Below are 18,875 nucleotides of genomic sequence, written 5' to 3'. Positions count from 1 at the left end.
GTCTAAGCGGGCTGCGGTAGGTGATTCTGGATGCGCTCACGGATCGCGGTGGCGATCTCCGTGACGTCTTGCGCGGCATCCACCACAAGGATTCGATCGGGCTCTTGCGCGGCCCGTTCGAGGAAAGCGTCGCGCACTCGAGTGTGGAACTCTTGTTTCTCCGCTTCGAGCCGATCGTAGCGGGTGCGTGCACTGTCGAGGCGTTTGCGGCCGTCGGCGGGGTCAAGGTCGAGCAGCACCGTGACGTCGGGTAACAGCCCTCGGGTTGCCCAGAGTGAGAGGTCGCGCACTTCGTCTGCTCCGAGCACTCGCCCGGCACCCTGGTAGGCCTCCGATGAGTCGATGTAGCGATCCTGAACGACAATCTCGCCACGTTCGAGTGCTGGCCGCACCACTGTTGCGATGTGGTGAGCACGGTCTGCCGCGTAGATGAGTGCTTCGGCGCGGGGATCCATGTCGCCGCGGCGGTGCAACACGATTTCGCGGAGCTCACTACCCAGGTCGGTGCCGCCGGGTTCGCGGGTCACAACAACAGTGTGTCCTGCATCTTCAAGCCATTCCACGAGGAGCTTTGATTGGGTGGTCTTGCCCGCACCGTCGCCGCCCTCAAGTGTGATGAAAAGTCCGGGCACGCTACTGGGTTTCGTCAACCGACGGTGCAGCCGATTTCGCTGCTGCTGCCTTTGTGGCGGGCTTTGTGGCGGCAGGTTTCTTGGCTGCCGGTTTCTTCGCCGCGGGCTTTTTAGCAGCGGGTTTTTTGGCAGCGGGTTTTTTCTTCGCCGCCGGCTTCTTGGCTGCGGGCTTCTTGGCTGCTGTCTTGCGTTTGACTGGTCCCTTGGCCCGCTTGTCGGCGAGCAGTTGCACTGCGCGCTCGAAGTCAACGTCGTCGACAGTTTCGCCGCGAGGGATGGTGGCGTTGGTCGTGCCGTCGGTCACGTAGGCCCCGAAGCGGCCATCTTTGATCTTGATGGGCTTTTCGCTTACCGGGTCGGCATCAAACTCTTTGAGAGCGCTGGATGCTGCGCGTCCGCCGTACTTAGGTTGCGCATACAGCTCTACGGCGCCGGCGACATCGATATCGAAGATGAGGTCTTCGCTGGTGAGCGATCGCGTCTCGACGCCCTTCTTGAGGTAGGGGCCGTAGCGTCCGTTTTGCGCGGTAATTTCTACGTTAGTTTCGGGGTCGAGCCCGACAACTCGCGGAAGGCTGAGCAACTTGAGTGCGGTGTCCAGATCTATGGAGTCGAGTTCCATGGTCTTGAAGATGGATGCTGTACGCGGCTTGACGACCGCAACCTTCTTGGGCTTCTTGGCCTTTTTGACTTCGCCCGTCTTGGGGTCGATCTCTTCGACGGGCTCGGGAGCGGGCTCTGCTTCCGGTTCGAGCTCAGTCACGTAGGGGCCGAAACGGCCGTCTTTGGCGACGATCTCTTTGCCCGTTTCGGGGTTGGTGCCGATGACTCGGTCTCCCACGATGGGGGCGTCGATGAGTTCTTGTGCTTTGACGAGGGTGAGTTCGTCGGGCGCGAGTGCTTCGGGGATGTTGATGCGGCGAGGTTTCTCGGGGTCGTCACTGGGGGTCTCTAGGTACGGTCCGTACTTTCCGATGCGCAGTGTCACGTCATCCGAGAGTCGCATGGAGTTGATCTCTTTGGCGTCGATTTCACCGAGGTTGTCGATGACGGTGCGCAGGCCGCGGTATTTGTCGTCGCCGAAGTAGAACGATTTGAGCCATTCGACACGGTTCTGGCTTCCGCCGGCGATGCGGTCGAGGTCATCTTCCATGCCTGCGGTGAAGTCGTATTGCACGAGATCGCCGAAGTATTCTTCGAGCAGTCGCACTACGGAGAAGGCGATCCAGTTGGGCACGAGTGCCTGGCCGCGCGGCGTGATGTAGCCGCGGTCAATGATCGTGGAGATGATTGACGCGTAGGTTGAGGGGCGACCAATGCCGAGTTCTTCTAGCTTCTTGACGAGGCTTGCTTCGGTGTAGCGCGGCGGCGGGCTGGTCTCGTGACCTTTGGCTTCGATGTCGAGCAGGGTGAGCTTTTGGCCTTCCTTGAGGGGAGGCAGTTTCGCTTCTTTGGGTTCGGCGGCGGCGTTGCGTTCTTCGTCTTGGCCTTCTTCGTAGGCTTGCATGAAGCCGCGGAAGGTGATGATGGTTCCGCTGGCTGAGAATTCGGCGACGGGCGCTTGCCCAGCGGTGATGGTGATGGATGCCGTTGAGCCTTTGGCATCCGCCATCTGTGAGGCGACGGTGCGCTTCCAGATCAGTTCGTAAAGCTTGAAGTCATTGCCGCGCAGCGTGGACTGAAGCGAGCTGGGGGTGCGGAAGGTATCGCCGGAGGGGCGAATGGCTTCGTGCGCTTCTTGAGCGTTTTTGCTTTTGCTGGCGTAGACGCGCGGCTTGTCTGGCACGGCGTCAGCACCGTAGAGCGCAACAGCTTGGCTGCGGGCTGCGGTGATGGCCTGTTGCGAGAGCGACGATGAGTCGGTTCGCATATAGGTGATGTAACCGTTTTCGTAGAGCGATTGGGCGACGCTCATGGTTTGGCGGGCGGAGTAGCGCAGCTTGCGGCCGGCCTCTTGCTGCAGCGTTGAGGTGGTGAAGGGTGCTGCGGGGCGACGCGTGTATGGCTTGGTTTCTACCGTTTTAACGGCAATGGTGGTGCTCGGCATCCGCAGTGCGTCTGCAAGAGTTTGGGCAGCTTTTTCGTCGAGGGCTACAGCGTCGCCTTTGAGGTTTCCGCGGTCATCGAAGTCTCGGCCGGCGGCAACGCGCTTGCCGTCAAGGCGCACAAGTTTGGATTCGAAGCTGTTGGTTTCGCTGTCGGGCGAGAGTTGGGCGATGAGATCCCAGTAATTGGCTGTGATGAACGCGAGGCGTTCACGTTCGCGTTCAACAACGAGGCGGGTGGCGGCGGATTGCACGCGACCGGCGGAGAGGCCTGGGCCGACTTTGCGCCACAGTACGGGTGAGATTTCGTAGCCGTAGAGGCGATCGAGGATGCGGCGGGTTTCTTGGGCATCGACGAGCGCGGTGTCGACGTCGCGGGTGTTGTTGATGGCTGCTTCGATGGCGTCTTCGGTGATTTCGTGGAACACCATGCGCTTGACGGGCACTTTGGGTTTGAGTACTTGGAGGAGGTGCCAGGCGATGGCTTCTCCTTCGCGGTCCTCATCAGTTGCGAGGTAGAGCTCGTTGGCTCCACTGAGTGCTTTTTTGAGTTCGGAGACGGTTTTCTTTTTGGCGTCTGAGACTACGTAGTAGGGCTCGAAGTCGTTTTCTACGTCGACTGAGAACTTGCCGAGTGATCCCTTTTTGAGCTCGGGTGGCAGGTTGCGTGGTTCAACGAGGTCGCGGATGTGACCGACGGAGGAGAGCACGTCGTAGTCGTCACCGAGGTACTTGGCGATCGTCTTGGCCTTGGTGGGCGACTCGACAATGACAAGCTTTTTCGTGCCAGACACGGGACTCCTTGGGTGATGACGCACTTGACCGGTGGCAGCGCCACTGTCTGCGACACAATACACACACCGACCGCTCAGTTGCCTAATCCGCCCCGGTTGGGGGTGGGCCTGCTGTTGCGCTCGTTGTGACCAGTATGCCGAGAATGCGGCGACTTGCGGTAACCGTGACAATACGCCCATCGACTGTGCACTCCTTTATATGGGCGTCATTTGCGGCTGCGAGTCGTATCGCGTTGTCGCAGGGGTAGCCGGCGATGAGCCCACTGGCGGTGTCTGCGGCGGCGAGCGCCGCGGCGTCGGCTGCTCCGGCGAGCGCGTGCTTAACGCTCAGCGCCCAGTAAAGAGGGATGACGAGGGCGGTGAGTGCGATAACGGTTGCGATGAGGCCGACCATGAGGATGGTGCCGGCGCCGCGTTCGTCGCGTATCGGCCTGTTCTCTCTGCGGCTGTGCGACACCATTTTTGCGGGCCCATCTCGCACCCGCATATGCACTATTTACCTCCGGCGAGCGCACAACTGCTGGCGCTGAGTGTGATCGGTAGCAGTCCGAGCAGTGCGTTGCGCGCCGGGACAGTTACCGTCGCGCACACGAGGTCGTCGCGGCGTTGCGCGGTGAGCTGTGCTGAGGCGACGAGGGCGGATGCCGTAGCCGAGACACTTCCGTGGGTTTCGTCTCGTGCAAGGCTGCGCGCTGACACGGCCGCCGCATCTTGCAGGCGAACTTGCAGCCCTGCCAACTGCACGCCGCTGAGGCAGCAGACGAGTACAAGCGCTACCGTGGGCAACGCGAGAGCGAATTCTGCGGTGACGCTGCCGCGCTCGCTACGGGCTTCATGCCCGTCGTCGGCCCCTCTCTCGCCATTACGAGGGAAGAGAAAGTGCACTGCGAACAATGTCGGTGAGCATCCCGCGCACTTCTCCGGATCGGAGCACCACGACGAGCAAGCCAGCAAAACCGACCGCGGCAAGAGTAGTGATCGCGTATTCCGCGGTGGCAGCACCGCGCGCTGGCCGGAGTCGTGCGCGCAAGATCGCGAACGCAGCCCCAGAGTGCGCGGGAGCCAACAAGTTGGGTCGCCGCAGCAACCATTTTTGTGATGCACGCCCCGGTTCAGGGGCGGCAAACTGGACAAGGTGCGGATCGTTCATGAGGTACTCCTTCGTGCGCTGTTGCGCAGTCTGCGGCCGAGTACCTCAATCCTGCCGAGCGAGTACCCGCTGCGGCACAAGGTCATCGAAGGTGTGGAACAACTTCAGAACCCTGCAACCGTGGATGAGATGACTGCAACCATGAGGGGCAGCACCCCGAGCACCATGAAAGCGGGGAGCACGCACAACCCGAGGGGGAGCATGAGCCGCACGGAGAGTGCGGCGGCGCTGGCTCGGGCATCCGCGTCCGCAGCACGACGCAGCTCGCCAGCTTCGGCCCGCAGTAGCTCGGCGGCAGGAACCCCGGCCTCGTGCGAGAGCCGCAGCACTTCATCAAGGTGATCACCATCACTGGAGAGGCCGAAACGATCAAGCGCGCCAGAAACAACAGCCCGTGCTTGCACAAGAGACCCACCAGCTGAGACCGCAATGGCCATGAGTTCACATTCCAAACCGGGTGCTGCACGAGTGGGTGTTGCCGAGCGCACGAGCCGGCGATTCCATCGCACGGCCACAACAATCAGCCCGCCTCCCACCACAAGGCAACCCCATCCGATCGGTGTCGTGACGAGCACTCCCAGGGTGTCAAAACCCAGCAGTGCCCCGAACACGAGTCCGAGCGCCGGGAGTGCTAAGACCATGCGCGCCGTCGCAACCGGAGCAGCGAGGGCGGTGGCAACTTCGCGCTGCACGTGCACGAGCATCCGCAACGCCCGCGCATGGGTGCGCAGAGCTTCGGCAAGCGGTGCACCAGCCTGGGTTGCGACAAACCAGGCCGCAGCCAGCGAGTTCCACGCTTGTCGATCGAGCGAAGGCAAATTTTCGGATGCCCGCACTATCCGTTCCGGTGCGCCCGCGGGCTCGTCACCCACCACCGCTGCCGCCGCCGCCACGCTCTCCGCAGGCTGTCCGCGTGCCACATGCTGCCAGGCCGACGAAGGTGTGAGCCCAGCGTTCAGCAGCACGGCCAGACGTTGGGTGACGCTTGCCACTTCTGGCAGTTGGGAGGGCTCACGTGTCATTCGAGTTCGACGATCGCCAGCCGGTCATGCGCGTCAAGAATGAGTCGCCCCACGCGCGTGAGCCTGCGCCTGCCGTCGACCCGATCGATGTGCAGCACCGCGCCAATCGCACTCACCGCCTGCCGGGCAATTGCGGAAGCATCCAACCCGGCGAGCGCGCCCAACGCCTCCAAGCGGCTCGGCACATCCTTCAGCGAGTTCGCATGCAGAGTGCCCGCACCGCCATCGTGACCGGTATTGAGCGCGCTCAACAGTTCGCGAATCTCCGCACCGCGACACTCCCCCACGACCAGACGGTCGGGTCGCATTCGTAGGGCCTCCCGCACCAACGCGGGCAAACCGTAACTACCGGCACCCTCAAGGTTCGCCTGCCGCGCTTCCAACGACACAAAGTGGGGGTGCTCCACCCGCAGCTCAGCAACATCTTCAATCGCCACAATGCGCTCAGACTCGGATGCCGCCCCCAACAGTGCGCCCAAGAATGTTGTTTTGCCTGCTCCCGATGCGCCCGAGATGAGCACGTTCTCTCGCTCGTCGATGAGAGCCTTCACGCGCTCTAGCGGCACCTCGGTGAAGAAGCCCGCAAAATCGAGCTCGGCAAGCCCAAAAGGGTGATGACTGGGGACCCGAATAGATAGCAGGGTTCCGTTGGGCGAGATCGGCGGCAGCACTGCATGCACTCGCACACCACCGGCCAGGCGCACATCAACGCACGGGGTTGCTTCATCGATGTGGCGACCACCAAGGTTGATGAGACGCACCGCGAGCGCCCGCACATCTGCCTCCGTCATTCCCACATCGCCCACGGACTCCAAGCCACCACCGCGGTCAATCCACACCTGTTCGGCACCATTCACGAAGACATCGGTGATGTTGGGGCGACCAACATAGGGCGCAAGAGGCCCGAATTCGTGCACAACGTGCGCCGCGGCATCCCGAAGCCCCACACCAGCAGTCGAACCCGAACCGACTCCAACACCGACACTGGTGCCAGCGCCAGCACCGGCGCCAACACCGGCGTCAGCACTTGGCCCCGGAAACGAGCCACCGTGGGTTGCGCGCACGCCGAGACCACTCTCAGCAGTAAGCCGTCGACGCGCAACAAACGGGACAGTATCGGGGTCGCTTGATGTCTCAGTCACGCGGCAACACTAAAGAGTGGTCACGACGCTAGGACGAAAGAGACTCCGATGAGGTGCCCGGGCACAAACAGGAGTCTGTGTGGAGGAGAAGCGCGTACCGCCGATAACGAGAAAGACTGGCGAACGACAAGCACCAGCCGGCAACAAACCCCGGCTAGCGACAAACACCACTTAACGAGAGAGGGGCGGCGCCTATTGGGGGGAACAGGCGCCGCCACCGCGGCAATCGATTGGGGGGAATCAAGATTGCCGCGTGCCGAACTTGCATTCAGCGACTCTTAGTGTAACGCAACGGTATGTGCCCGCAATGGAGGTTCTAGAATCGGTGGAATACTTTCAGAAAGCACAAGATCGAGAACCGCAATCACACGATCGAAGAGGATCACATGACCAGTAATTCTATTGACAGTCTTCTGCACGAATCACGCCGTTTTGCCCCATCAGACGCCTTTTCTTCGGCGTCCGAGGCCAGCGCTGATCTGTACGCCGCAGCCAAAGAAGACCGCGTAGAGTTCTGGGCCGATAAAGCTCGCGAGTATGTGCACTGGCACAAGCCATTCACCGAAACCTTAGATTGGTCTACCCCACCATTTGCCAAGTGGTTCGCCGATGGCGAGCTCAACGTTGCCTACAACTGCCTTGACCGCCATGTGCTCGCTGGCAACGGTGACCGAATCGCCATCCACTGGGAGGGTGAACCCGGCGATAGCCGCAGCATCACGTACGCCGAACTCACCGCAGAAGTGAAGCGCGCCGCCAACGCAATGTCAGCCCTCGGCGTCGGCCAGGGTGACGTCGTCGCCATCTACATGCCCCTCGTTCCCGAAGCCGTCATCGCCATGCTCGCCACCGTGCGTCTCGGTGCCGCCCACTCCGTGGTCTTCGGCGGCTTCAGCGCTGAAAGCCTCCGCAGTCGCATCGACGACGCGAGCGCCAAACTGGTCGTCACGGCTGATGGGGGCTGGCGAAAAGGTAAAGTCTTCCCGCTCAAAGCGGCAGTGGATGCCGCACTCGCCAACGGGGAATCCACTGTCACGAATGTGTTGGTCGTCAAGCGCGGCGACAACGATGTGGAGTGGACCGAGGGTCGCGATTTGTGGTGGCACGATCAGATTGAGGCTGCGGAGCCCGAGCATGAGGCGCAGGGGTTCCCCGCCGAGAACCCGCTCTTTGTGCTCTACACCTCGGGCACAACGGGCAAGCCGAAAGGCATCCTGCACACAAGTGGTGGGTATCTCACGCAGGCCGCGTTTACCCACAAGAACGTGTTCGATCTGAAACCTGAAACAGACGTTTACTGGTGCACGGCCGATGTCGGCTGGATCACCGGCCACACCTACGTAACGTACGGTCCGCTCGCGAACGGTGCCACTCAGGTGCTTTACGAGGGAACCCCTGACACGCCGAACCAGGGTCGCTGGTGGGAGATCATCCAGAAGTATGGGGTGAGCATTTTCTATACCGCTCCCACCGCCATCCGTTCCTTCATGAAGGCAGGGCGACAGATTCCGGAGCAGTACGACCTCAGTTCGATTCGCGTTCTTGGGTCGGTGGGTGAGCCCATCAACCCTGAGGCGTGGATTTGGTACCGCGATGTGATCGGTGCTGGCAAGACGCCCATCGTTGACACCTGGTGGCAGACCGAGACCGGAGCAATCATGGTATCTGCGCTGCCCGGTTTAACAACTCTGAAGCCGGGTTCGGCACAGGTTCCGATTCCCGGAATAAAGATCGACATCCTTGGCGAAGATGGCACCCGCGTCGACCCGCCCAACGGTGGACTGCTTGTGGTCTCCGAACCGTGGCCTGCCATGCTGCGCGGCATTTGGGGTGACCCTGAGCGTTTCAAGGAAACCTATTGGTCAAAGTTCCCCAACCTCGACGCTCCGAAATACTTTGCCGGCGACGGCGCTCACGTCGATGAAGACGGTGACATTTGGTTGCTTGGCCGAGTGGATGACGTCATGAACGTCTCCGGTCACCGCCTCTCGACCACCGAAATCGAGTCCGCTCTCGTCTCCAACCACATCGTCGCCGAAGCCGCAGTTGTCGGTGCCGCTGACGAAGCTACCGGTCAGGCCGTTGTCGCATTCGTGATTATCAAGTCCAACCAGGAGAGTGCGCAGACCGCTGCCGAAGCAAGCGCCCTCCTTCGCTCGCACGTCGCGAAAGAGATCGGTGCGATCGCGCGCCCGCGTGACATCTTCATCGTCTCCGAACTTCCCAAAACACGTTCGGGCAAGATTATGCGGCGCCTGCTTCAGGATGTCGCAGAAGGTCGCGAAATTGGCGACACTACGACGCTCGCCGACACAACCGTGATGCAGATCATCTCCGACAAGCTCAAGTAGCCAATAGCCAATAGCCAGATACGCTGCTGCTAGTTCGCGCGCTCCTTGAGCAGGCGAATAGCGGTATCGATGTCACTGAACGGCACGCGTTCGTTGCCAATGATTTGGTATGGTTCGTGGCCCTTGCCCTGCAACAGCACTACGTCATCCGGGTTCGCTGCATCAATCGCATAGGCGATCGCGGTCGCGCGGTCGCGAATCTCCACGACCCGCTCCGGATGCTTGAACCCTGCCCGAATGTGCGCGACGATTTGGTCGCCGTCTTCGTTATGCACGTCGTCGTCTGTGACCACGATCAGGTCCGAACCCTCTTCGACAATGCGGGCCATTTGCGGGCGCTTGCCCGGGTCACGATCGCCCGTTGCACCAAAAACGGTTACGACGCGGGTGTGGCCAGACTCGCGAAGAGCCGTGACCGCGTGGCGCACCGCGTCAGGGGTGTGCCCAGCATCCACAACAACCAGCGGAAGTTGGTCGTTCTCGCGGATGCGAGTCATGCGACCCAGCACCGGTTCGAGGGGCGCCAATACCTCGGCGATCACTCGCGGTGCGATGCCCTGAGCCCACAGCACTGCCGCGCAGGTAAGCAGGTTGTCGACGTTGAAGCGACCGATGAGGCCGCTTGCGACGTGATGGCTCTCGCCCTCAATCACGAGATCGAACTCTAGACCCTCGGTCGTGAGCTGCACATTGTCGGCGCGCACGCTCGCTTCGGCGTGACCATTCGAGGTCATCCCAATACCACGCATGCCCACGGGCAGAGAGTGGTGGAAGTGGTTCTCGGCGGCCGCATCATCCAGATTGAGCACGGCAGTCTTTACCCCCGGCAGCGTGAAAATCTTTGCCTTCTGCGCCGCATACTCCTCCATCGACCCGTGATAATCGAGGTGATCGCGAGTGAAGTTCGTGAACGCAACAATGGCGAACTCAACACCATCAACGCGGCGCTGCTCAAGCGCATGAGAGCTGACCTCCATGGCCACGTTCGTCACACCGGCACGATAAAAGTCATCCAAGAACTGGTGAACGGTGGTGACCTGCGGGGTCGTCATGCCCATGTTGATCCGGTGCTCACCCGTAATGCCGGCACCAAGAGTGCCGATCGTCGCTGATGTCAGGCCCAACCGCTGCCACGCCTGCGTTAGCAAGTGCGCCGTCGACGTTTTGCCGTTGGTTCCGGTGATACCGACCATCGACATCGTGCGCGATGGATGCCCCACAAAAGAATCCGCCATCGACCCGATCACGTCGCGCAGATTCGCAATCGCATACACGCGCTCGCCGAGGTGCACGCCCTCCGCTGCCGCCGCATCTACGAGCACTGCAACGGCGCCCTGCGCTAACGCTGGCTCGATATACGGCAGAGCCGGGGATGCCGTAGTGCCGATTGCAATAAAAATGTCGCCTTCGCGAACCTCACGGCTATCTTGAACAAGGCGACGCGCACTGAGCGTTACCCCATCGTGCGCCGAATCCCACGGGCCCAGATCTAGCTCACGCAGTGGCGCATTCTCCCCGGCCTGACCGGGGTACCACACTTCGATCACGCGAACTCGAAAACGAACTCGATCTCCACAGGAGCATCGAGGGGCAAAACAGCAACACCCACAGCACTGCGAGCGTGCTTGCCCGCCTCACCAAAGATTGCACCCAATAGTTCAGACGCGCCATTGATCACTCCAGGCTGACCAGTAAAGCTTGGATCTGAAGCCACAAACCCCACAACCTTCACCACGCGCGTAATGCGATCCAGCGATCCAATAACACTCTTCGCGGCAGCAAGACCGTTCAGCACACAAGTCTTGGCGTACTCATAGGCGGCATCGGCATCCACATCGGCACCAACCTTGCCGGTTGCTGGCAGTTTGCCATCAACGAGAGGCAACTGACCCGAGGTGTAAACAAGGTTTCCTGTGACCATTGCAGGCACATAGGCGGCAAGCGGTCGGGAAGACTCAGGAACGGTGAGATTCAGCTCCGCAAGACGCTCATCAAGCTGTGACATTAGTTGTTCTCTTCCTTGATGCGTTTGAAATAAGCGACTGGGCCCCCTTCAGGGCCGGTACCAACCTGCACAAGTTCCCAGCCCTCAGAACCCCAATTATTGAGGATTGCGGTGGAATTGTGCACCATCAGTGGTGTTGTCAGGTACTCCCAAGTGGGCATATTAGCGGCTCCCGTTCAGCATGGCGTTATCAATGATCCCTTACTGTTGATCATATGTCTGCCCAAAAAACTCCGCGTCGTGGCGTGATCTCGGCTCTTGCCGGGCTCATTAGCTTTAGCGCGCTCTCTGGCGTGCTCATCACCGCCATGGTCGCCCCCGCGCTCGCCGTTACCGGCATCACCGCTTCCAGTACCATCGGCATCTTCGATGGACTCCCTGACTACCTTGAAATCGGCCAGCAGCCCGAACGCAACACTCTCTACGCGCAGTTCACTGGTCGGGGCAATGTTGACGGTTACTACCCGATCGCCACCATCTACGACCAGAACCGTCAAGAGGTCGGCTACGACCAGATCTCCCAGTATGCGTTGGATGCCACCGTCGCCGGTGAAGACCGCCGCTTCTTTGATCACGGTGGGGTCGACCTCACATCCCTCGTGCGTGCTGCCGTCGGTAACGTCGTTAGCTCAGGAATCGAGAGTGGTGCATCCACCCTCACCATGCAGCTCGTCAAGAACACCTACATCTCCGAAGCTGAATCGCTCCCCAACGAGGATGCTCGCAAGGCTGCCTATGAGGAAGCCGTGCGCACCTCGTTCGACCGCAAGCTCAAGGAAATGAAGCTCGCCATCGGGCTCGAGAAGCGGTACACGAAGAAAGAGATTCTTACCGCGTATCTCAATATCGCCAACTTCGGCAACGCTACTTACGGCATCCAAGCCGCGGCACAGCGCTACTTCAGTGTCAACGCCAAAGACCTCACGCTCGAGCAGGCCGCGAGCTTGATAGCGATCGTGCAAGAGCCCAGTGTGAGAAACCTCTCGGACCCCGAATACTTCCCGGCCAATCAAGATCGTCGCAATGTCATCCTGTTCGCGATGCTCGATGTCGGCTCGATCACGCAAGCTGAGTATGACGAAGCGATCGCGATCCCTGTCGACGAAGAGACCGTGGTTCCCTCGTCACCCAAGAATGGCTGCACCGCTGCGTACGAGTATGCAAAATGGTTCTGCGACTACGTCGTCAAGAGCGTGAAGGACTTCGAATTCCTCGGTGACACCCCGGAGGAGCGCGCGGCAAACTGGAAGCAGGGCGGCTACAAGGTTTACACAACCCTCGACCTCGACGCTCAAATTCCCTCGCAGCAGGCTACCTGGGCGTATGCGCCACCCAGCGAAACGTCCTATGCCCTGGGCAGCGCGACCTCAACCGTCGAAGGTGGCACGGGCCGAGTACTGGTGATGGCTGAGAATAAGAAATTCAACGACACCGCTGATGGTGGAGGCGTCGATAGCTCCGCCGTAAATTACAACACGAGCTTCGAATACGGTGGGTCTACAGGCTTCCAGCCCGGATCGTCCTACAAAGCCTTCACTCTGATTGAATGGCTCAATCAGGGCAAGGGCATCAACGAGCGCCTCTTAGGCACGGCTCGCGATATTCCGGGGTCGAAGTTTCTCGATAGCTGCAACGGACCATACTCAGACGCGCCAGTCAAGTTCGGAAACAATGCCAACGAGCGCGGAATTTATAGTGTCGCCGAAGGTACCGCAGAGTCGATCAATGGCATCTTTTATTCCATGGCCTTGCAGCTCGATCTGTGTAACATCCGCAACGTAGCGGCGAGCCTAGGGGTCGAGCGGGCGGATGGCAAGGAACTAAAGACGGTGCCTTCTTCGATCATTGGAACCAATGAGGTCTCGCCGCTAAGTATGGCGTCTGCCTATGCTGCAATCGGCGCCGGTGGACTCTGGTGCGAACCCATCATCATCGACAAAGCAATCGACGCTCGGAACAACGATCTCGGTGGCCAAGAGAAGAACTGCCGTCAAGCAATCTCGCCTGAAGTTGCAGCGACCGCCGCCTACGTAATGCAAGAGGTCCTGAACCGCGGTAACGCTGCCTACTCTGACCCCAATGATGGCATCCCCATCTTCGGTAAGACTGGAACCACTGACGGCGCTGTGCAAACCTGGATGGCTACGGGAACCACCCGCTATGGCACCGCCACGTGGGTCGGCAACAGCATCGGCTATCAAGATATGAGTCGCGTCTCGTATGAGGGCGTTCAGGGCTACCGCCTGCGCCACTACATTACAAAAGCAACCGATACCGCCCTTAACCTCAAATACCCGGGTGGCGCGTTCGCCGCCCCCGACCCTAAGCTGCTCACCGGTTCGGGCACGGAAGTTCCCGACGTGCGGCTGCAGTCTCTTGAGCAGGCCAAGTCGGTACTCGTGAGCCTCGGCTTTAACTTTGCGGATGGCGGATCAGTTGACTCTGAGCTGCCAGCGGGCCTGATTGTGAGAACTGATCCAGCAGCAGGCACACAATCTGCAGCCGGTGCAACCGTCACGGTCTACACCAGTAAGGGCAACAAGAAAAAGATTCCCGATGCCGTTGGCAACGGGAAAGAATACGACTTCGCCACCGCCCAAGGAATATTGAACGGCGCCGGATTCACAAACGTCAGTCAGGGCTGTGAGATGGTACTTCCTGCCGATCCACGGGTCGACAAGGTTACGTCGTCTAACCCGGCACCAGGGACGGTGGGCAAGGCGGACACAGCGATAACTCTCGTCGTGGCGCAGGTCGCTCCCTGTTCATGACCCGTCGCCTCTCCCCCGCGGCTACCGCACTCGGTGCGGTAGCCGCGGCAGGCGTCGCCGCATTCGCGTGGGGCTCACTCGTTGAGCGCAACCGCTTCACGGTCCGCCATGAAACACTGCCGATCCTCGATCCGAGCGCACGTGACATCACCGTGCTGCACATCTCCGATCTGCACATGGCCCCGTGGCAGACGCGCAAGCAGGATTGGGTACGTGGGCTCACCGTCTACGAACCCGACCTCATTATCAACACTGGCGACAATCTGGGCCACGCTGACGGCATCCTCGGTATCAAACGCGCCTTCGAGCCATTTGAGGGGACCCCGGGGGTGTTCGTTCACGGCTCGAACGACTACTACGGTCCGCAGTTTAAGAATCCGTTCACCTATTTCACCGCGCCCACCTCAAGCCACAGCCCCGTCGAGCACCTTGACACGGAGGCCCTCAACTCCTATTTTGAGGACCAACTCGGGTGGCTCTCGCTCAACAACCACGCCCGAGCCCTAGAGCTGCGCGGATCACGGCTTGAACTTTTCGGCACCGCAGATGCGCACCGCGGCTGGGAACGACTCGATCGCTTGCCCGCAAACGTCGAAGAGATGCGCGAGAACGTCGGATGGGCGGATGACAGATACGGCCCAGAAACCGTGTCGATCGGCGTGACGCACGCCCCGTACCGCCGCGTGCTCGACGCCCTCGTCACCAACGGCGCCGATGCAATCTTCGCCGGACACACTCATGGCGGGCAAGTTCGGATTCCCGGAATGCCCGCTCTCGTCACCAACTGCGACATCCCCCGGGAGCAGGCGAGCGGCCTCAGCATCTGGCACCACTTACGTCGTGCAGCGTTCTTAAACGTCAGCGCGGGCCTGGGAACCTCGATTTATGCTCCCGTTCGCTTCGCGTGCAGACCCGAAGCAGTAGTGGTGACTCTTACCGCCGGAGATATCGGCTATTCTTAAACCGTTGATCACGCAAGTGGTCAACGATCGGGGTGTGGCGCAGCTTGGTAGCGCGCTTCGTTCGGGACGAAGAGGTCGTGGGTTCAAATCCCGCTACCCCGACAAAATCTCTGTTTCGTCTCAGAGTCCGCTAGACGCCTTCCGTCAGGAGGGCGTTTAGTCGTTAACCCGCAGCTCGGCAGGGTGGCGGGTTGGAAGCCTGCCCAACCGTGCCGTGCCGTCATTGTTTAGGCGAAGTCGGGGTCGGGAGCACTTCCGTAGCTGAACTCGATCTTGGGACGCCAACCGCTGTTGAGAACGCCGCCGCTTTCCTCCAGGTAGCAGGCGCCACACAGCGACTGGTAGCCAACATCCGCTCCGTCGATCGCGACCTGGTCGCCGTCGAAAATGAACTCGTCGCCCACGGTGCGCGCATTGAAGACAGCCTTGCGACCACACCGGCAGATTGTCTTGAGCTCTTCGAGCGAGTGCGCAATTTCGAGAAGCCGTCGACTGCCAGGAAAGGCAACCGTCTGAAAGTCGGTGCGGATGCCATACGCCAGCACCGGAACACCCTCAACAATGGCGATACGAAGCAGGTCATCCACTTGCGCTTCGCTAAAGAACTGCGCCTCATCGACGAGCAGGCAGCTCACCGGCAAACCTGTCTCCTCAAGAACGCGGGCGCGTTCGCGCGCAAAGACTTCGTAGACGTCGTCGGTGGGGGCGATGGTGAAATCTACCTGGCGGGTCACACCGAGTCGCGAAATGATGGCGTTGTCGCCCTTGGTGTCGATGTGGGGCTTTGCCAACAGAACCTGCTGGTTGCGTTCCTCATAGTTGTACGCGGCCTGCAGTAGTGCGGTGCTCTTGCCACTGTTCATGGCCCCATAGCGGAAATACAGTTTGCTCATCAGCGGAGAAATCCATCCTCAGCGGCCCGACGAATCAGGTCAGCCTTTTTGCTTGCCGGCCGGTTGGCCTTCGCGTATTTTTCGCGCACCCTACGAAGATACGTCTTCGCAGTCTCGTATTGCACATTCATGCGTTCCGCGACCTCGGGTGTGCTTAGTCCAGAAGCGTACAGCGTCAGCGCATCCGCCTCACCGGCACTGAGTTTTGGCTTCGATTGGTCAGCTGAACCAGAGGGAAGGGGGCGCCAGTCAAGTTGCGCGCCACCTTCGGCTTGAACACCCATAACTTGGCGGGCAGCATCCATCACCTCCTGCATGGGTAGTGATTTGGAGAGGAAGGTGGCAGCCCCAGCGGAAAGAGCGCGCTCTCGCGCCTCTCGACTGTCGAGGCTGGAGAGAACGATCACTTTAGCTCCCGCAGCACGACACGTACGCACCCGCGCCTCGATCGATACTGGTTCCTTGAGCTGGAAGTCGAGGAAGACTAACTCTGTGGGAAAACGATCGCTGTGCACAAGCTGGAGCCAGGTGCTTGCCGTCAGAACGACATCAAAATCTGGGGCATTGTTGGTGATCCAGCTATTGAGGCTGTCGAGCAGCACCTCATGGTCATCCAAGATGGCGAGTCGTATGGGCGCACGATCCCCGAGGTGCGCGCTGAGATGGGATTCAGGGGGTGTCATAAGTGAACCTAACAATGAGGGAGGATGAGTTGTACGAAATCTGAAGACCAGTAAAGACCACGCGGAGTACCGCAAAATATGGCGCGAGGGACGAGCGCCACGATGACTCTGGTGACGCTACTGTCGCGTGCACGATGATCACTGCACCCGAGGGTGTTTTCTCGATAGCGAGCCGCACGCTGTCACGCACCAGCTCACCTCCGGTGGCAACAGCGAGCACGGCTGCACGCAACGCTGTGCGCTGATGCGCCGTCATGCCAGAGGCTAGCCGGTGCGGGTCTCGAACTCGATTGCCATCGTCAAGCGCGCCGAAGGAGCTCGCCACTACAGCCTCAAGCCAACTGCGGTTCACCTCGGTGACCATGAGCTGGCGCAGTGAAGCGGAATACTCCGCAGCTCTCGTGCGGTCTTCGGGCGACACGATTCCCCGCTTCGATAGTTCTGTGAACAGCGGCACCACGTCGCGGTTGAGGATCGTTATGCGGTCCTGTTGCACCGAACGCGCAACGCTGACATGTTCTCGATCACGTTGGCGACGAGCTCCGGTCCTGGCGCGAGATTCCCAACGTTGATGGCTCAGCACCAACGACCGAGCAAAAGCTGCGCCACCGAACGACATCGCAAGCACGGGGGTGGGAGAAAAGAGAGCAGCAACGATGGACGAGGATTCGAAACCTGCAACGGGTGCTTCACCCACCGCGATTAACCCGACAAGAACGGAAGCGGCAACACCCACGATGAGAAGCTCACTCACCGGTCGGTAGGGCGCCAGCGTCATACAGGTCACACCAATCACAATCGGCGCCCAGTAGCTAGACATTAAGTCATCAATATGGCCGATCGATGCCGAGCTACAAGCGAACGCGATGACAGCTGAGAAAACAGCAGCAAGATGCATCGAACGGGAGAACGGCGGCCGGAGAGGGCCCGTTGCCACCACAATCACGAGCGAGGTGAGCGCGACAAAAAGTACTGCTGCAACAGCCCATAGCGGGCCGGTGATGTGTGCTGAATTGTGCCACGTCATGACTACTGCAAAGACGAAAATGCTGATCGCCGCGGCAAGAGCTACGAGCCTGCCATCGAGCGTGCCCAGCGGATCAATCCTCTGAACAGAGACAGAAGAGGTCACGTAGCTACTCTCCCCTGCTGTGATAGTTCATTTATCGCAACCGGAACACGGATCATCACCGAGGTTCCTCGCCCTGGAGTGGACCACAGCTGAACCGTACCCTCCACCAGCTCTATACGACGTCGCACCGACTGACGCAAACCGAGACGGTCCTCACCAGTTTCAGCCTGATCAAAACCTTGTCCTGCATCCACTACAAGGACGCTAACTTCGGCCGGCGAGCCAAAAATCGCTACCTCCGCATGCATCGCGCCCGAATGCTTGATCACATTGACCAGACACTGTTTGACCGCTGGGCCTACAGCCGCAGCAGCCGGACCAGCTAGGCGTGAGAGTGCGGTCAAGTCGCCAGTGAGATCTACATCGAGCCCCAACTCACGCGCCTCCGAAACCGCAGTGAGTAACTCGCTGTTCTGCCAGGCTGTGTGACCGGTATTCTCCTGCTCAGCTACTGGCCCGGAAAGCCATTCCTCGCCAACAAGGATCTCGAGGTCCCTCGCCATCTGCCGCTGTAGTTGGGCGCTTATTGCACCATAGGGTGCATTAGCGATCGCCGCGAGGTGTCCAAGAACCGTGTCGTGCACCATTGCCGTCGAGGTTGACTCGATCTCGTAACGCAACCGCGCCAATTCATCATCGCGCGCCGCTCGGTGCAGATCGGATTGGACACGGCGAACCCCGCGCTGGCTCAAGTGGAAGGTGGTCAGCACAGCAACAACTGCTGCGTAGCTGACGTAAACTTTGGCGTCGAAAACAGTGGTCCCGAGCAACTGCAAGGCAGCTATGGTGACCGCCGTTTCAGCAACGAGAAGCCCGAGAGTGCACCACACGACACTCGACACAGCGGTGAGCCCTGCACCGCCCACCAGCATCAGTGCGATCCGCGAAAGGTTCAATAGGTACATGCCAGCTTCACCGAGAGGTTCCAGTTCGGAAATGACCGTGAAAGCGAACAAGTAAATGGCGGGGCCGCTGATGAAAATGTGAGCAACCGATAGGAACAGTGTGCGGCCACGGTTGACCAGCGCCACCGTAATGAGAACCGGCACGAGAGCTAACGCAGCCGGCCACAGAATGACACTGTTATCGTGAGCATAAATGCTCAACACACCGAGCAACACAAGAACAAAACACATGAACGCGATCGTGCTTCCTCCACGAGCGAACGCTCGGCTGACACTCTTTTGGCGCAAGTGCGCAGGCAAGCCAATCGACATCCGCGCTCCCCATCGTCGTCATGCTGTATCGACTACAGTATGCCAGGATTCGGGGTACGTCACGTACCCCATTCTC

The 18,875-nt window shown here is 60.1% G+C and carries 17 protein-coding genes and 1 tRNA gene; 4 read left to right on the top strand and 14 right to left on the bottom strand.

Features of this window, described 5'->3' with window-relative positions; translation table 11 throughout:
- Positions 1-2 precede the first annotated feature (2 nt).
- The 7 genes from tmk to AADH44_RS02640 form a co-directional block, all read right to left on the bottom strand.
- The gene (gene tmk / locus AADH44_RS02670; protein WP_341953919.1) at positions 3-632 is read right to left on the bottom strand and encodes a dTMP kinase; all 630 of its coding nucleotides are present in this window, start codon (positions 630-632) and stop codon (positions 3-5) included.
- 1 nt (position 633) lies between these two features.
- Entirely contained in the window at positions 634-3,471 is a 2,838-nt protein-coding gene (topA, locus tag AADH44_RS02665) for a type I DNA topoisomerase (RefSeq protein WP_341953918.1), read from the bottom strand.
- An 82-nt stretch (positions 3,472-3,553) separates the two neighbouring features.
- The gene (locus tag AADH44_RS02660) at positions 3,554-3,958 is read right to left on the bottom strand and encodes an Rv3654c family TadE-like protein (RefSeq protein ID WP_341954891.1); all 405 of its coding nucleotides are present in this window, start codon (positions 3,956-3,958) and stop codon (positions 3,554-3,556) included.
- Between the two features lie 5 nt (positions 3,959-3,963).
- Complete coding sequence (locus AADH44_RS02655; RefSeq protein WP_341953916.1) at positions 3,964-4,356, bottom strand: TadE family type IV pilus minor pilin; 393 nt, start codon at positions 4,354-4,356, stop codon at positions 3,964-3,966.
- Positions 4,334-4,621 (bottom strand): DUF4244 domain-containing protein, encoded by a 288-nt coding sequence (locus tag AADH44_RS02650; RefSeq protein WP_341953914.1) that lies wholly within the window; start codon positions 4,619-4,621, stop codon positions 4,334-4,336. Before AADH44_RS02650 ends, AADH44_RS02655 begins: the two co-directional genes overlap by 23 nt.
- A 104-nt stretch (positions 4,622-4,725) precedes the next feature.
- On the bottom strand, positions 4,726-5,643 hold the full coding sequence (locus tag AADH44_RS02645; protein WP_341953912.1) for a type II secretion system F family protein: 918 nt from the start codon (positions 5,641-5,643) through the stop codon (positions 4,726-4,728).
- Entirely contained in the window at positions 5,640-6,785 is a 1,146-nt protein-coding gene (locus tag AADH44_RS02640) for a TadA family conjugal transfer-associated ATPase (protein WP_341953910.1), read from the bottom strand. The genes AADH44_RS02645 and AADH44_RS02640 overlap by 4 nt, the downstream gene beginning before the upstream one ends.
- Before the next feature lie 386 nt (positions 6,786-7,171).
- On the opposite strand from AADH44_RS02640, the gene acs reads away from it, so the two are divergent.
- The gene (acs, locus tag AADH44_RS02635) at positions 7,172-9,136 is read left to right on the top strand and encodes an acetate--CoA ligase (RefSeq protein ID WP_341953908.1); all 1,965 of its coding nucleotides are present in this window, start codon (positions 7,172-7,174) and stop codon (positions 9,134-9,136) included.
- Positions 9,137-9,165: 29 nt separating this feature from the next.
- On the opposite strand, the gene AADH44_RS02630 is transcribed toward acs, so the two are convergent.
- From AADH44_RS02630 to AADH44_RS02620, 3 genes are read right to left on the bottom strand one after another with little or no spacing between them, the layout of a single operon-like run.
- Entirely contained in the window at positions 9,166-10,683 is a 1,518-nt protein-coding gene (locus AADH44_RS02630; RefSeq protein WP_341953906.1) for a UDP-N-acetylmuramoyl-L-alanyl-D-glutamate--2,6-diaminopimelate ligase, read from the bottom strand.
- Positions 10,680-11,141, bottom strand: a complete 462-nt coding sequence (locus AADH44_RS02625; RefSeq protein ID WP_341953904.1) for a RidA family protein — start codon at positions 11,139-11,141, stop codon at positions 10,680-10,682. Before AADH44_RS02625 ends, AADH44_RS02630 begins: the two co-directional genes overlap by 4 nt.
- The gene (locus AADH44_RS02620) at positions 11,141-11,302 is read right to left on the bottom strand and encodes a hypothetical protein (RefSeq protein ID WP_010205641.1); all 162 of its coding nucleotides are present in this window, start codon (positions 11,300-11,302) and stop codon (positions 11,141-11,143) included. The genes AADH44_RS02625 and AADH44_RS02620 overlap by 1 nt, the downstream gene beginning before the upstream one ends.
- Before the next feature lie 54 nt (positions 11,303-11,356).
- On the opposite strand from AADH44_RS02620, the gene AADH44_RS02615 reads away from it, so the two are divergent.
- The 3 genes from AADH44_RS02615 to AADH44_RS02605 all read left to right on the top strand — a co-directional run bounded on the left by AADH44_RS02615 (position 11,357) and on the right by AADH44_RS02605 (position 14,976).
- Positions 11,357-13,912, top strand: a complete 2,556-nt coding sequence (locus tag AADH44_RS02615) for a transglycosylase domain-containing protein (RefSeq protein WP_341953902.1) — start codon at positions 11,357-11,359, stop codon at positions 13,910-13,912.
- Positions 13,909-14,874, top strand: a complete 966-nt coding sequence (locus AADH44_RS02610; RefSeq protein WP_341953900.1) for a metallophosphoesterase — start codon at positions 13,909-13,911, stop codon at positions 14,872-14,874. Before AADH44_RS02615 ends, AADH44_RS02610 begins: the two co-directional genes overlap by 4 nt.
- Before the next feature lie 28 nt (positions 14,875-14,902).
- Positions 14,903-14,976, top strand: a tRNA-Pro gene (locus AADH44_RS02605).
- Between the two features lie 125 nt (positions 14,977-15,101).
- Here the strand turns inward: AADH44_RS02605 and AADH44_RS02600 are convergent.
- From AADH44_RS02600 to AADH44_RS02585, 4 genes are read right to left on the bottom strand one after another with little or no spacing between them, the layout of a single operon-like run.
- Entirely contained in the window at positions 15,102-15,767 is a 666-nt protein-coding gene (locus AADH44_RS02600; RefSeq protein WP_341953898.1) for a thymidine kinase, read from the bottom strand.
- Positions 15,767-16,450 (bottom strand): response regulator, encoded by a 684-nt coding sequence (locus AADH44_RS02595; RefSeq protein WP_341953896.1) that lies wholly within the window; start codon positions 16,448-16,450, stop codon positions 15,767-15,769. The genes AADH44_RS02600 and AADH44_RS02595 overlap by 1 nt, the downstream gene beginning before the upstream one ends.
- Complete coding sequence (locus tag AADH44_RS02590) at positions 16,437-17,582, bottom strand: hypothetical protein (protein ID WP_341953895.1); 1,146 nt, start codon at positions 17,580-17,582, stop codon at positions 16,437-16,439. The genes AADH44_RS02595 and AADH44_RS02590 overlap by 14 nt, the downstream gene beginning before the upstream one ends.
- A complete protein-coding gene (locus AADH44_RS02585) occupies positions 17,579-18,799 on the bottom strand; it encodes an ATP-binding protein (protein WP_341953894.1) in 1,221 nt (406 codons plus the stop codon). Before AADH44_RS02585 ends, AADH44_RS02590 begins: the two co-directional genes overlap by 4 nt.
- Positions 18,800-18,875: the final 76 nt, after the last annotated feature.

Source organism: Salinibacterium sp. TMP30 (genome assembly GCF_038397785.1).
In the GTDB taxonomy this organism is placed as follows: Bacteria; Actinomycetota; Actinomycetes; order Actinomycetales; family Microbacteriaceae; genus Rhodoglobus.
The sequence above is the reverse complement of the archived record's forward strand: the minus strand, read 5'-3'. Positions and strand labels throughout refer to the sequence as shown.

What these genes read in the sequence shown, in the direction of transcription:
- AADH44_RS02625 (WP_341953904.1), bottom strand. Translation starts at nt 11,141, where the DNA reads ATGTCACAGCTTGATGAGCGTCTTGCGGAGCTGAATCTCACCGTTCCT.
- AADH44_RS02660 (WP_341954891.1), bottom strand. Translation starts at nt 3,958, where the DNA reads ATGCGGGTGCGAGATGGGCCCGCAAAAATGGTGTCGCACAGCCGCAGA.
- AADH44_RS02620 (WP_010205641.1), bottom strand. Translation starts at nt 11,302, where the DNA reads ATGCCCACTTGGGAGTACCTGACAACACCACTGATGGTGCACAATTCC.
- AADH44_RS02650 (WP_341953914.1), bottom strand. Translation starts at nt 4,621, where the DNA reads ATGAACGATCCGCACCTTGTCCAGTTTGCCGCCCCTGAACCGGGGCGT.
- AADH44_RS02600 (WP_341953898.1), bottom strand. Translation starts at nt 15,767, where the DNA reads ATGAGCAAACTGTATTTCCGCTATGGGGCCATGAACAGTGGCAAGAGC.
- AADH44_RS02610 (WP_341953900.1), top strand. Translation starts at nt 13,909, where the DNA reads ATGACCCGTCGCCTCTCCCCCGCGGCTACCGCACTCGGTGCGGTAGCC.
- AADH44_RS02645 (WP_341953912.1), bottom strand. Translation starts at nt 5,643, where the DNA reads ATGACACGTGAGCCCTCCCAACTGCCAGAAGTGGCAAGCGTCACCCAA.
- AADH44_RS02585 (WP_341953894.1), bottom strand. Translation starts at nt 18,799, where the DNA reads ATGTCGATTGGCTTGCCTGCGCACTTGCGCCAAAAGAGTGTCAGCCGA.
- acs (WP_341953908.1), top strand. Translation starts at nt 7,172, where the DNA reads ATGACCAGTAATTCTATTGACAGTCTTCTGCACGAATCACGCCGTTTT.
- AADH44_RS02595 (WP_341953896.1), bottom strand. Translation starts at nt 16,450, where the DNA reads ATGACACCCCCTGAATCCCATCTCAGCGCGCACCTCGGGGATCGTGCG.
- AADH44_RS02615 (WP_341953902.1), top strand. Translation starts at nt 11,357, where the DNA reads ATGTCTGCCCAAAAAACTCCGCGTCGTGGCGTGATCTCGGCTCTTGCC.